The organism is Streptomyces sp. NPDC041205, assembly GCF_055591765.1.
Genome location: NZ_JBVIZH010000005.1, coordinates 106,349 through 119,415 on the forward strand (window position 1 = coordinate 106,349; position 13,067 = coordinate 119,415).

11 protein-coding genes are annotated in these 13,067 nt (G+C 73.5%); 3 read left to right on the forward strand and 8 right to left on the reverse strand.

Annotation, left to right across the window (positions count from 1 at the left end; all coding sequences use genetic code 11):
* Nucleotides 1–148: 148 nt before the first annotated feature.
* Entirely contained in the window at nucleotides 149–358 is a 210-nt protein-coding gene (locus ACZ6BG_RS23030; protein WP_469004350.1) for a hypothetical protein, read from the forward strand.
* A gap of 374 nt (nucleotides 359–732) precedes the next feature.
* Here ACZ6BG_RS23030 and ACZ6BG_RS23035 read toward each other — a convergent pair whose 3' ends face one another.
* Entirely contained in the window at nucleotides 733–2,376 is a 1,644-nt protein-coding gene (locus ACZ6BG_RS23035) for a DNA repair helicase XPB (protein WP_469004352.1), read from the reverse strand.
* A gap of 161 nt (nucleotides 2,377–2,537) precedes the next feature.
* Between ACZ6BG_RS23035 and ACZ6BG_RS23040 the strand changes: the two genes are divergently transcribed.
* A complete protein-coding gene (locus ACZ6BG_RS23040) occupies nucleotides 2,538–2,750 on the forward strand; it encodes a hypothetical protein (RefSeq protein ID WP_469004354.1) in 213 nt (70 codons plus the stop codon).
* A 56-nt stretch (nucleotides 2,751–2,806) separates the two neighbouring features.
* On the opposite strand, the gene ACZ6BG_RS23045 is transcribed toward ACZ6BG_RS23040, so the two are convergent.
* The 3 genes from ACZ6BG_RS23045 to ACZ6BG_RS23055 form a co-directional block, all read right to left on the reverse strand.
* On the reverse strand, nucleotides 2,807–3,751 hold the full coding sequence (locus ACZ6BG_RS23045; protein WP_469004357.1) for a hypothetical protein: 945 nt from the start codon (nucleotides 3,749–3,751) through the stop codon (nucleotides 2,807–2,809).
* A 95-nt stretch (nucleotides 3,752–3,846) separates the two neighbouring features.
* Nucleotides 3,847–6,387, reverse strand: a complete 2,541-nt coding sequence (locus ACZ6BG_RS23050) for a helicase-associated domain-containing protein (protein WP_469004359.1) — start codon at nucleotides 6,385–6,387, stop codon at nucleotides 3,847–3,849.
* A gap of 141 nt (nucleotides 6,388–6,528) precedes the next feature.
* Nucleotides 6,529–7,446, reverse strand: a complete 918-nt coding sequence (locus ACZ6BG_RS23055) for a trypsin-like serine peptidase (protein WP_469004361.1) — start codon at nucleotides 7,444–7,446, stop codon at nucleotides 6,529–6,531.
* A gap of 301 nt (nucleotides 7,447–7,747) precedes the next feature.
* Between ACZ6BG_RS23055 and ACZ6BG_RS23060 the strand changes: the two genes are divergently transcribed.
* On the forward strand, nucleotides 7,748–8,992 hold the full coding sequence (locus ACZ6BG_RS23060; protein WP_469004364.1) for a hypothetical protein: 1,245 nt from the start codon (nucleotides 7,748–7,750) through the stop codon (nucleotides 8,990–8,992).
* A gap of 41 nt (nucleotides 8,993–9,033) precedes the next feature.
* On the opposite strand, the gene ACZ6BG_RS23065 is transcribed toward ACZ6BG_RS23060, so the two are convergent.
* From ACZ6BG_RS23065 to ACZ6BG_RS23080, 4 genes are read right to left on the reverse strand one after another with little or no spacing between them, the layout of a single operon-like run.
* Nucleotides 9,034–10,011 carry an ABC transporter substrate-binding protein gene (locus ACZ6BG_RS23065; protein WP_469004366.1) on the reverse strand — a complete coding sequence of 326 codons (978 nt, stop codon included), beginning with the start codon at nucleotides 10,009–10,011 and terminating at the stop codon, nucleotides 9,034–9,036.
* A complete protein-coding gene (locus tag ACZ6BG_RS23070; protein WP_469004368.1) occupies nucleotides 10,008–10,925 on the reverse strand; it encodes an ABC transporter ATP-binding protein in 918 nt (305 codons plus the stop codon). Before ACZ6BG_RS23070 ends, ACZ6BG_RS23065 begins: the two co-directional genes overlap by 4 nt.
* The gene (locus ACZ6BG_RS23075; protein WP_469004371.1) at nucleotides 10,922–12,055 is read right to left on the reverse strand and encodes a FecCD family ABC transporter permease; all 1,134 of its coding nucleotides are present in this window, start codon (nucleotides 12,053–12,055) and stop codon (nucleotides 10,922–10,924) included. The genes ACZ6BG_RS23070 and ACZ6BG_RS23075 overlap by 4 nt, the downstream gene beginning before the upstream one ends.
* On the reverse strand, nucleotides 12,052–13,050 hold the full coding sequence (locus tag ACZ6BG_RS23080) for a FecCD family ABC transporter permease (RefSeq protein WP_469004373.1): 999 nt from the start codon (nucleotides 13,048–13,050) through the stop codon (nucleotides 12,052–12,054). The genes ACZ6BG_RS23075 and ACZ6BG_RS23080 overlap by 4 nt, the downstream gene beginning before the upstream one ends.
* Between the last annotated feature and the right edge of the window lie 17 nt (nucleotides 13,051–13,067).

Here is a 13,067-nt window from a genome sequence, read left to right on the forward strand (position 1 = left end):
CTCGCGCGTCCCTCCCGAGGCGTACGGGCAGACCCCCGGCGGTCCTACCGGCGGAGGCCGCCCATGCCCCCCGAGTCCTACCGGCGGACGCCGACGTTTACCCCCGCAGGCCGATGTGCGCGGGCCCCGCGAAACCGACCATGGAGACATGAGCAGCGCAACCTTCACCCCCGCGTCCCTGTCCGCCCCGAAGCTCCCCGGACCCCGCCCCGCCCCCGGCGCGACGGCCCTCTCCGACACCCACCGCCCGCACCGCCTCGGCGCCACCCTGCGTGCCGCGAAGGTGTTCGCCACCGCGGCGTTCGGCGTGGCCGTCCTCGGCGAGTACGCGGAGGAGGCGGGCGTCCGCCGCCGCTGACCGCCCGCCCCTGCCTCTGCCTGTCGGGCGCCGCATCGGCCATGGGCCGCCGCGCGCCGAGGCCACCGCCGCGAAGCGACGTACTGTGACCTCGCCCTCACCCCTCGTGGTGACCGTAATCCTCCTTTTTGTCATCTCTCGCACCGGCTTCGCTGCCCTCCGCGCCCGCCGTTCGCCGCGCTCCGCGCGCCACGTGCCACTGCTGCGAAGCCCCCGGCCCTCCGGCGGCTGGTCCGCGCGAACAGCGGCGCACGCGTAGGGCGGTTCCGCCAGCAACGGTGCATCAGCCCGTACCGGCGCACCCACCAGTACCGATGCGCCGCCACCCTCTCCGAGCCGCCGAGCCGTCGAGCCGTCGAGCCGCCACCCGCTCGCTACTCCTCCGCCAGCACCGAATCCGCGTCCAGGATCCGGTACGCGTACCCCTGCTCCGCCAGGAACCGCTGCCGATGCGCGGCGAAGTCCTGGTCGATGGTGTCCCGGGCGACGACGGAGTAGAAGCGGGCCTCGTGCCCGTCGGCCTTGGGCCTCAGCACCCGCCCGAGCCGCTGCGCCTCCTCCTGCCGGGACCCGAACGTCCCGGACACCTGAATGGCGACGGTCGCCTCGGGCAGGTCGATGGAGAAGTTGGCGACCTTCGAGACGACGAGCACGGAGATCTCCCCCTGCCGGAAGGCGTCGAAGAGCTTCTCGCGCTGGGCGTTGGTGGTCTCACCCTTGATGACGGGTGCGTCGAGATGCTCACCCAACTCGTCGAGTTGGTCGATGTACTGCCCGATGACCAGCGTCTGCTGCCCCTGGTGCTTGCGCACCAACGCCTCGGTGACCTTCCGCTTGGTCGCGGTGGTCGCGCAGAACCGGTACTTCTCCTCGGCCTCGGCGGTGGCGTACGCGAGCCGCTCGCCGTCCGTCAGATTGACGCGCACCTCGACGCAGTCGGCGGGCGCGATGTACCCCTGGGCCTCGATCTCCTTCCAGGGCGCGTCGAACCGCTTGGGCCCGATGAGGGAGAAGACGTCCGACTCGCGCCCGTCCTCACGCACCAGTGTCGCCGTGAGACCGAGCCGTCGCCGCGCCTGCAGGTCCGCGGTGAACTTGAAGACGGGCGCGGGCAGCAGATGCACCTCGTCGTAGACGATGAGCCCCCAGTCCCGGGAGTCGAAGAGCTCCAGGTGCGGATAGACGCCCTTCCTCCTGGTCGTCAGCACCTGATACGTGGCGATGGTGACGGGCCGGATCTCCTTCTTCGTCCCGCTGTACTCACCGATCTCGTCCTCGGTGAGGGAGGTCCGCTTGACCAGCTCGTGCTTCCACTGCCGGGCGGAGACGGTGTTCGTGACGAGGATGAGGGTCGTGGCCTTGGCCTCGGCCATGGCACCGGCGCCGACGAGCGTCTTGCCGGCGCCGCAGGGCAGCACCACGACGCCGCTGCCGCCGTGCCAGAAGCCCTCGACGGCCTGGCGCTGGTAGGGGCGCAGGGCCCAGCCGTCCTCGCGCAGGTCGATCTTGTGGGCCTCGCCGTCGACGTACCCGGCGAGGTCCTCGGCGGGCCAGCCCAGCTTGAGGAGGGTCTGCTTGATCTGGCCGCGCTCGGAGGGGTGCACGGCGACGGTGTCCGGGTCGATCCGGGCGCCGACGAGCGGCTGGACCTTCTTGGACCGCAGGATCTCCTCGAGCACGGGCCGGTCGGTGGAGGTGAGCACGAGCCCGTGCACGGGGTGCTTGCTGAGCGTGAGGCGCCCGTACCGCGCCATGGTCTCGGCCACGTCCACCAGCAGGGCGTGCGGCACGGGATACCGGGAGAACTCGACCAGGGCGTCCACGACCTGCTCGGCGTCGTGCCCGGCGGCCCGTGCGTTCCACAGGCCGAGCGGCGTGACGCGGTACGTGTGAATGTGCTCCGGCGCGCGCTCCAGCTCCGCGAACGGGGCGATCGCGCGGCGGCAGGCGTCGGCCTGGTCGTGGTCGACCTCAAGAAGCAGAGTCTTGTCCGACTGGACGATGAGCGGTCCGTTCACCAGGGGGTGCCCTTTCGCTAGGCCAAACATCCAGTGTGCCGCATCCCCGCCGGGACGGCGGTGGCCCGCTGGGGCGCCTGAGTACGAACACGCGGCCGCGGCCCCGCCGCCTGAGTACCCGCACGGTGCCGCACCCCCGGCCCGACGGCTTGGCTGTCCCCATGAACACCCACCCCACTCCGCCCCACCACCCCGGCCGCCCCCAGTGGTACGCACCCCCGACCCGCCGAAGCCCGCAGCGCACCCTCGCGCTGACGGTGACGCTGACCGCGGCCCTGCTGACGACCGCGTTCCTCCTGGCGAAGCCGATCCTGGAGGCGCTCGGCGTGATGGTGTTCCTGGTGCTGCTGCTGACGGGGAACGCGTCGTCCTGACCACGTACGACGGCCCGGGACCTGGCATGGTCCCGGGCCGTGTGCCGAGGGGGCGTTCAGCTCGCGTCGGATGTGTCCGTCGAGGGGGCAGGGGGCCCGGCGAAGAGCTCCCCTGCGGTAGTGACGGTGAGTGACTTTTCGAACCAGAGGCTGAGGGTGTACGGGTCGGTGCACGCGGCGATGTGTTCCCGGACGTCCTCGGGAACGTCGACGCCGCGCATCTCCAGGGCGCGCAGGATCATGGAGACGCGAGCCTCAGCCCTGCCCCTGATTTCGCCCTCGGCCCTACCCTCGGCCTTGCCCTCGAGGTAGGCCGTCTCGCGGACCGTGCCGCGCCCGGGGAAGTAGCTTACGAAGGTCAAGATTTCCCTCCATTTGTCTCCGGCTGCGGTGCCCCGCAGGTTGATGTCCAGGAACTCGTAGAAGTAGTCGGCGGCCTTCGGGTCCTGCTGTTGAAGGCCACGGCCGAGTGCTTCCAGTATGGCGTCGATACGGCGGCTGCGGGCGTGTGCCAGAGCGGAGAAGGCCGCCATCGCGGGGTTCTCCGCCGCCGTCCTCTGATCGGTGATCACCGGCAGGTTGTCGGGGCCGACGACCAGCGGGTGCGTGCGCTGTGTGGTCCAGCCCCGGACTCCGCAGTCGAAGGGACCGGCCGCCCACTTGGCCGTGGGCAGGTCCTGGCAGACCACGAGCAGCAGCACCGGCAGGCGGTACTTGGCCTGGAGGTGGGCGACGTAGTACGGCCAGCTCGACTCCTTGTCGGCTTTTCGTGCTCCCTGTGCCTCGACGGCGAGCAGGAAGTCGTCCCCGTCGGACGGGCCGATGCGCAGCACGGTGTCGATGCGGCGTTCGAGCGGCTTGGTCTCCGTGACGTCGGGGGTGAGCACGTCCAGGGTCGCCTTCTCGGGGAAGGGGACGTCCAGTACTCGGAAGACGGGGGCGAGGATCTCCGGCCGCTCCTGGAAGATGCGGTGTAAGCCCTCGTGGGATGAACTGACCATGGGCGCAACCCTGTTGGATCACGTTCCGGTGTGTCGGGCGAACAGGGATGCGTTCACTCTTTCGAAGGTCCCGGACGCGTGCGGGGCAGGGCCCGTCAGTCGTCCGCCAGCTCCGCGACCCCCGTGACCCGGTGCAGGGGATAGGTGCGGACCTCGTCTGCCGTGTGGTCGTAGGCCGTGACGAAGCCGCCCTCCACGCGGACGGGGGCGATGACGCGTTGGCTGGCGGCGCCCTCGGCGTTGACGTAGCCGATCCAGAGGGTCTCGCCGGTGAGGACGGCGGCCTGCATGGTGGCGAGGGTCTCGGCGGGGGTGGTGCGGGGGAGTTCGCCGGTGTCGGGGGTGGTGGTCTTGCGGGGGGTCGTGGAGGCCAGGTCGCCGGCGCGGATGGCGCGTACGGCGGCGTCGATGAGGGTGGTGTCGGGCAGCGGCGGGCCGTCCGGAACCGGCTCGGGCGGGGTGCGCGGCGGGGTGCGGTGGCTGTGGGCGCGGGTGATGAGGACGTCGCCCTCGGCGCTCTCGGCGGACGGGGCGAAGCCGAGGGAGCGCAGGCCGTCGAGGAGCGCGGCCGGGTCGGCCTGGGTGGCGAGGACGGTCGGGGCGAGGCGGCGCAGGCGCAGGCCCTGGGCACGCTTGTCGGCGAGGATCTCGTTGAGGACGCCCTCGTCGTCACAGCGGACGTACGCGGACGCGGCGCCGATGCGCAGGTGGCCGTGTTTTCTCGCGACGTCGTCGATCAGGTACGTGAGGGGCTGGGGGACCGGCGTACGGGAGTGCGCGGCGAGGAAGGCGTGCAGGTCGGACGCGCTCTGCCCGGCGTCGAGCGCCCGCCGCACGGACCCGGGCGTGAACCGGTACACGGTCGCCCCGCCCTTCGACTCGACGTCGGCGAGCACGGTCAGCGCGTCGGCGAGCGGCCGCCGCAACGGCCCCGGCGCGACGGCCGTGAGGTCGGCCTGGAGGAGGACGTGGTCGAGGGGTTCGGGGAGGAGGGGGGCGAGGAGCCGGGCGGCGTCAGCCTCGCCCGCCTCCGGGCCCGCGGCCAGCAGCGCGCGGGCGTGGGACGCGAGTGCCCCCCGCCCCGTCACGCCGAGGAGTTCCGCCTCGTCCAGCGTCCAGGTGGCCAGGCGGGCCCGCAGGTCGGAGGCGACCACGCCAGGGGGGCGTTCCCAGCGGAGGCGGGCGAGGAGGGAGTCGGGGGCGGGGGCGGAGCCTTCGGGGAGGCCGGCGAGGAGGGTCAGGACGCGGTGGCGCACCTCGGGGGCGGCGGAGCGGTCGAGGCCGGGGCCGAGCGCGGACAGGGTGCGGTCCTTGGAGTCGCGGCCGCCGACCAGGCCCGCCGTGCGGGTCGCGGTGAGCCACGCCGTGGCGAGGCGGGCCCAGCGCTCGGCGGCGGGCAGCTCCTGCCAGGTGTCGTACGCGGGCGTCGCCGCGTACCGCTCGTCGGCCTCGCCGTCGGCCGCGAGGAGCCCGGCGGCGTACGCGAGTTCCACCCAGAAGGCGGCCTGCGGCTCCGGCACGTCGAGGGCCACCGCGGTCCGCTTCAGGTCGCGCACGCTCAGGCCGCCCGCCCGCAGCACCGCGGGCCCGCCCTCGTCCCAGTCCTTGAGCAGTTCCTCGACGGTGGCGAGCGCCATGTGCGCCTGGCCCGCGGCGGTCGCGTCCACAACCTGTGGACGGTGTTCGCGCGCGGCCTCGACGGGCGGCGCGGTCGCCTCCAGTACGCGGTGGGCGCGGCCCCCGCGCAGGTGCAGGGCCGCCTCCCGGGGCAGCACGACGGTGCCCGGCGCGGTCGGCAGGAGCAGGCCCCGGTCGATCAGCCAGCGCAGGTGCGCCGCCGGTTCGGCGGTGACCTGGCCGTACGGCGGCCCCCACACGAGCCGCGACAGGACCTCCACGGACTCGGCGGGCGCCTCGTCCAGGAGCGCCGCCATCCGCTCGCGGTCGGTGAACAGCGCCGTCAGCGCCTCCACGGCCGACACCGCGTCGTGCGTCGCGGCGAGCCCCGCCGCCGCGACCAGGGTCTGCACCCGCCCCGGTGACATCCCCGCCATCGCCTCCGCGACGGTCGGCCCGAGCCCTGTCGGGGACGGCCGCTGCGGGGTGGGCGCGAGGAGTTCGCGGGCGGTGCGGACCAGGCGGAGCCGGTCGTCGCCGCCCCAGACGAGGGCCTGCCCGCGCAGCGTGGCGAGCGCGCGGTCGAGGGCGCCGCGCACCCCGGCGGCTCCGGTCCCGGCCGCATCGGACTCGGCCCGGTCGGCCCAGGCCGTCTCGGTCCCGGCCGCGTCGTCCCAGGCCGTCCCGGCCCCGGCCCCAACGGCTCCGGCCCCGGCCCCGTCGGCCCCGACCCCACCCGCTGCCCCGTCGTCCCCCGCCAGCAACCCCAGCAGCTCCGGATACGTCGCCGGTTCCCGCGCCACCGCCAGCGCCTCCGCGACCTGCTGCGAGAACCGGTCCAGCCGTTCGAGCGCGCGCACGACGGACGCCCGCGTGCCCGCGCGCGTCGCGAGCTGTGTGAGGTCGTTCGGGACCGGCGTCAGGAGGTCCGGCCGGGTCCGCAACAACGCGACCATGGCCGCGTCGTCGCTCGCCCGGAGGGCTTCCGCCAGGGAACGGGGGGCGTCCGGGGTGCTCATCCTCGCCACGGTAGCGGGTCGCCCGCCGGGCCGGGCCGGGGCGGGCGCCCGCGCGGCACCGCGCGGGGCCGGGCGTCAGGCGCGGCGCGGGCGCCGGTTCAGGGGCCCGCGCCCGCCGCGTCAGGCGTGCCGCTCCCGCCGTCAGGCGTGCTGCGCCCGGTCGTACACCTTCTTGGCCAGGCCCCCGAACACCTCTCCGTACATCTTCGTCGGCTCCAGGGAGTCCAGCGCGCTGTTGACCGAGATCAGGGTGCCCCGGCCGGTGCTCGCGTTGAAGTCGGCGAACCAGGGGCCGCCGCTGGAGCCGCCGGACATGTCGCAGGGGATGGCCTGCGTGCCGTGCTCCTTCTTCGCCGTACCGACGCAGCGCAGCAGGGACTCGCCGCGCTGCGGGCGGGTCGCGGAGTAGCCGAGGGCGGAGACGGTGCCGCCGACGGGGCGGTTGAAGGCGACGGCGCGGGCGCCCACGACGTCGGTGAGCTTCTTGCCGTTCTTGTCGGGGGCGACGACCAACGTGGCCATGTCGTCGGTGGAGTCCGTCTCCCAGGCGCGCGGGGTGATGGCCTGGCGGACCGGGAACACGCCGTGGGGTGCCTTGCCCTGGTGGTAGCCGGGTACGAACACCATCTCGATGTTGGTGTTCACGGGGGAGGAGCCCCGGCGCACGCAGTGGGCGGCGGTCATCACGGCGGAGCGGTTGGCGCTCTTCACGGCGGTGGCGGTGCACCAGGTGTCGGCGCCGCCGGAGTTGACGAAGAACAGGCGGCCCACGGTCTTGAGCTCGGGGCCCTGCCACGGCTTGGCCTTCGGGCCGGACGGGCCGAGGTCCACGGACCTGCCGACGGCCTTCATCCGGGCGGGCGTCCAGTACGCGAGGGCGTCCTTGCGCTCCGCGGCGGTGAACTTCAGCGCGGAGGTCGGGTCGGCGGCGGCACCTGCCTGACCGGCCGCGGCGGTTACCACGACGGGCGCGGCGACGGCCAGGGCCGCACCGGCCACGGCGAGCCCCTTGGCGCGGCCACGAAGGCGCCGGAACAGGGAAGGGGGTGTGGCGGTCATGGCGGGGGTCTCCTCGACTCGGTGCGGGCGGCGAACGACGAACAGCGAACAGTGATCAACGAACAGCGATCAACGAACAGAGGGTGTCGGGCTGCTCTACAAGAACGGGGAACACGTGTGTTCGGTTGGCGCTGTCGTTGTTCTGTGACAGAAGTCCGTGGCAGAGGTCCGTGGCAGAAGCATGCGACGGAAGGGGGACGGCCCGGGCGGTGCGGCCACCTCAGGGGCAGGGGGGCCGGGCGCCGCGGATCACGGTAACGTCGAGGTCGGGCCACAACACCGCAGCCCCGGAGGGAACTTCGTGGGGATCGAGAGCGACCAGCTCGTCTTCGACTATCTGAGCCGCGTCGGCGACGTGGCCCAGCAGCGCCAACTGCCGTCCGGCACCCGGATGCGGCTCGTCTCCGGGCTGCGCGGCGAGATCGACCGCCGCCGCGCGGGCGCCGCCGACAGCCCCGCCGCGATCCGCCGCATCCTGGACGGCCTCGGCACCCCCGACGAACTGGTCGACGCGGCGGCCGACAATCCCGACGACATCAGCGCCGCCATCCCCGAACAGCGCGCGGAACCCCAGACCAGCCGCCTGCGCCGAGTCGTCCCGCGGCCCCGCCCGCGCCCGGCGACGGAGCGCCCCGCGGCCACGGACAACCCCGCGCGGCCCGCCCCCGAGCCCCCGGCCCCCGAGCGCCCTGCCCGTCCTGCCCGCCCCGCGAAGGCCCGCCCCGCCAGGCGCCGCCCCGCCGCCCCGCCGCCCGCTCCCCGCCCCGAGCCCCGCCCCGCGCCCCCGCACCTCGCGGGCACGGACGAACTGGGCGTCACCGGCGCCGACTTGGAGCCGGACTGGTGGCGCGTCGACAGCTCGCCGGCGGCGGGCAAGGACACCGTGCACGGCTTCGTCGGCGGGGTGGAGATCCCCGAGATGCTGAAGCGTCCTTCGGTGAGCATGGCGAAGCGGGGCCCCGGCGCGCCGGGGACCGAGGACGCCGAGGACGAGTACGACGACGAAGAGGTCTACGAGGCCGAAGAAGAGGGGGCAGAGGGGGCAGCGGAGGACGAGGCCGTCGAGGCCGCCCCGCGCGGCCGGTTGCGGCGGCTGCTCGCGCCCGCCGCGAAGGCCGTCCCCGAGGAGGACACCGCCGAGGAGGACGAGCCCGCGCCGGTGGCGAAGGGCGCCAACGCGAAGGCGGGTCTCGCCCGCGCCCTCGCCAACCCCGTTCCGCTGCTCGCGGCGATCGCGCTCGTCGTCGGCGCCGTCATCGGCAACTGGTTCGCGCTGGCGGGCGGTTGGGTCGTCGCCTGGTTCTCGCGGAAGCTCAGCCCGGCGGAGCGGAAGGTCGGCGTGTTCGTGGTGCCGGGCCTCGCCATCGCGTCGGGCGTCGCCTGGCTGTGGGGCCGCTCGCAGGGCAAGTGGGGCGAGCCCATCGTCAAGGGGCACATGAACGAGGCGGTGGCCGACACCTGGCCGTGGGTGGTCCGCGGGGCGGCCGTCGCCTCCGCGCTCTTCCTGGTGTGGAGGGCGCAGCGGCGACGGCCGTCGGCGGACTAGGGCCGCCCTCCTCTGACTCTGAGGACCGGGCGGCCGGAAGGCTACTTCGTCAGGTCGGCCTGCAACTCGTCCAGGATCTTCGCGGCGGCCGTGTAGCCGATGCCCTGGATCCACAGCTCGTCGTCGACGACGTGGACGTTGCCGGACTTCACGGCCTGCATGTTCTTCCACAGCCCGCTGCGCACGGTCCGGGTCTGCTTGGACTTCTCCGGATCGCCGTACGTGGACTGGAAGATGACGTCCGCGTCGGCCATGTCGATCTTCTCGGGGCTCAGGTCGTACGAGAACCCGTCCTTGGCCTTCTTCGCCAGCGGCGGCCGGCCGAGCCCGACGTCCTTGAGGATCGTGGCGACGTACGTCTGCTCGCCGTACACGCGGATGTCCGCGCCCTCCACGAAGCGGACGATGTTGACCTCGGTCGCCTTGGCCTTCGCGGGGCCGCCGACGGCCGTCGTGACCTTCTTGGCGTGGGCGGTGTAGTCGGCGACGGCCTTCTTCGCCTCGGGCTTCTTGCCGAGGGCGTCGGCGTGGGTCTGGAAGTTCTCCTTCCAGGGGTAGCCGGTGGTCTCCGTCATCACCGTCGGCGCGATCTGCTTGAGCTGGTCGTACTTCGCCCCGTGCCGGATCTTGGACGTGAGGATCAGGTCGGGCTTGAGCCCGGCGATGACCTCCATGTTGGGGTTCAGCATCTCCCCGACGTCCTTGACGCCCGCGACCTCGTCCTTCGGCAGATAACCCGGGAACCCTTCGGCCGCCTCGACGTGCGTGGCGCCGACCGGCTTCACGCCGAGGGTGATCGCGGAGTCCAGCTCGGCGGTGTCCAGCACGACGACCCGCTTCGGCTCGACCGGCACCTTCACGTCACCCATGGCGGTCTTGACCGTGTGCGTCTTGCCCGAACCCGACCCCGAGCCGTCGCCGGAGTCGTCCGAGTCGGACCCGCAGGCGGTGAGGGCGAGGGCGCCGGACAGTGCGAGGGCGCCCGCGGTGAGGGCGCGGCGGCGGGGGAAACCAGTCATGACGTGGGCCTTTCGTCGAGGGGTGGTTTCTTGTCCAAGGGAGCCGACGGCCCGGCGGGGGCCGCGGACTTCCCGGTGGCCGGCGGCTGCCAGGGCGTGCCCGGCACCACCAGCGGCGAGCCCGTCACCGGGTCGGGTACGACCACGCAGTGCAGGCCGAAGACCTCCTGCACGAGTTCCTCGGTGACGATCTCCGCGGGCGTTCCCCGGGCGACCACCCGCCCCTCCTTCATGGCGACGAGGTGGTCGGCGTACCGGGCCGCCTGGTTCAGGTCGTGCAGCACGACCACGACCGTCCGGCCCCGGTCGCCCTCCGGTGTGGGCGCGGCCAACTGACGTACCAGATCGAGGACTTCGACCTGGTGGGAGATGTCCAGATAGGTCGTGGGCTCGTCCAGGAGGAGGATGTCCGTCTGCTGCGCGAGCGCCATCGCGATCCACACGCGCTGCCGCTGCCCGCCCGACAGCTCGTCCACGGACCGCTCGGCGAGCGCCGCCACGTCGGTGCGCTCCATGGCCTCGGTCACCGCGGTCTCGTCGGCGTCGGACCACTGCTGCCACCAGCGCTGGTGCGGCTGGCGCCCGCGTGCCACCAGGTCGCCGACGGTGATCGCCTCGGGGGCGACGGGCGTCTGCGGGAGCAGCCCGACCTGCTGGGCGATGTGCCGTGTCGGCAGCTTCGCGAGGGCCTCGCCGTCGAGCAGGACGGCCCCGCTCCTGGGCCTCAGGAGCCGTCCGAGGGCCCGCAGGGTCGTGGACTTGCCGCAGGCGTTCGGGCCGACGATGACGGTGACCTTGCCGTCGGGGATCGCGAGGTCCAGGTCGTGCACGACGGTGCGGTCCTCGTACGCGAGGGTCAGCTCGCGGGCCGTGAGGCGGGCGGCCGCCGTGCTTGCGGGGGCGGGGGCGGTCACGCGGTGCCTCCATTGCGTACGGAACGACTGCGGATGATGAGCCAGATCAGGTACGGGGCCCCGACGGCCGCCGTGAGGACACCCACCGGCAGCTCCGTGGGCGCGAACAGCTTCCGGGCGAGCAGGTCGGCGAGCACGACGATCAGCGCGCCCAGGAGGGCCGAACTCAGCAGCGGGATCTGGGCGGTGCGGGTGAGGCGGCGGGCGATCTGCGGGGCGAGCAGGGCCACGAAGTCGACCGGGCCCGCGGCGCCCGTCGCCACGGAGGCGAGCACCACGCCGAGCAGGACCAGGCCGAAGCGGACGCGGCCCAGGCGCACGCCGAGGGCCGTCGCCGTGTCGTCGTCCATCGCCGCCGTGCGCTGGGCGCGGGCCGCCCAGGCCACGAACGGGAGCAGCACGAGCAGGGTCAGGGCGAGCGGGTCGGCCTCCGGCCAGCCGCGGCCGTTCAGCGAACCCGTCATCCAGATCTGCGCCTGCTGCGCGACCAGGTAGTCGCCCTTCGTCATGAACAGCGTCGTGACCGAGCGGAGCGCGATGGCGAAGCCGATGCCGATGAGGACGAAGCGGGTGGCGTGCAGGCCGCCTCGCCAGGCGAACACGTACACGAGCAGGGCGGCGAGGATGCCGCCGGCCACGGACAGGTACGGCAGGAGCGTGTACGACGTCACGCCGTACGTCATCGCTCCCACCGTCACCGCGCTCGCGCCCTGGCTGATGCCGATGATGTCCGGGCTGGCCAGGGGGTTGCGGGCGACCGTCTGGATGAGGGCGCCCGCGACGCCGAAGGCCGCGCCCACGAGGAGGCCCACCGTCATCCTCGGCTCGCGCAGGGTGCCCACGACCAGCTCGTCGGGGGAGGGGTGCCCGAAGACGACCTTCAGGGCCTCGACGGGCTGTACGAAGGTCTCGCCGACGCAGAGGTACGCCAGGCAGGCGGCCGCGAGGGCCAGGCCGAGGGCCAGCGCGACGACGGCGGAGCGGCGGTGGAGGAGGAAGGCGGCCCTTCGGAACCGGAGTAGGGCGTAGCCGGGGGGACGTGCGCGGAACGGTTGCCCGGCACCGGGGGCAGGGCGTTTGGAGGCAGCGGGCGGGTGGCCGGAAGCGGATCGGTCATCGGTCTTCGTCATGCCGCCACCGCCTTTCGGCGGACCAGGGTCACCAGGAACGGCACCCCGATCAGAGCCGTCATGACCCCCGCCGGGACCTCGCTCGGCGGGAAGACGACGCGGCCGATCGTGTCGGAGACCAGGAGCATGACCGGGCCCAGGAGGGCCGCCAGGGGGAGGACCCAGCGGTGGTCGCTGCCGATGATGGCGCGGGCGATGTGGGGGACGGCGAGGCCGATGAAGGCGATGGGTCCGGCGGCGGCGACGCCGACGGCGGTGAGGACCGTGGCGCCGAGGCCGCCCACGACGCGTACCGTCGCGACCTTCTGGCCGAGGCCCTTGGCCACGTCCTCGCCGAGGGCGAGGGCGTCGAGGCCGCGGGCGACGAAGAGCACGAGGAGGAGCCCGACGAGCAGGAAGGGCCAGATCTGGGCGGCGATGTCGGCGTCGCGGCCGGACAGTGAGCCGACCTGCCAGAAGCGGAACTCGTCCAGGGCGGAGGCCTTGGTGGTGAGGACGGCGGTGGTGACGGAGACGAGCAGGGCGTTGATGGCGGCGCCGCCGAGGGCGAGTTTGACGGGGGTGGCGCCGCCGCGCCCGCTGCTGGCGATGGCGTACACGGCGACGGAGGCGATCCCGGCGCCCGCGAAGGCGTACCAGACGTAGCCGGTGAGGGTGTGCACGCCCGCGTAGGCGATGGCGAGGACGACGCCGACGGAGGCGCCCTGGCTGATGCCGAGGATGCCGGGGTCGGCGATGGGGTTGCGGGTGATGCCCTGCAGGGCGGTCCCGGCGACGGCGAGGGCGGCGCCGACCATCACGCCGATGACGGTGCGGGGCACCCGTAGCTCCCGGATCACCTCGGCGGCGTCGCTGTGCCCGCCGTGCAGGAGGGCGTCGAGGACGGCGGAGGGCGCGATCGCGCGGGCGCCGACGGCGAGGCTGAACAGGATCGCGAGCAGCAGGGCCACGACGGCCGCCGTCATCGCGACAGCGCGTCTGACGGACACACGCATCGGCTGGGGCTCGTTTC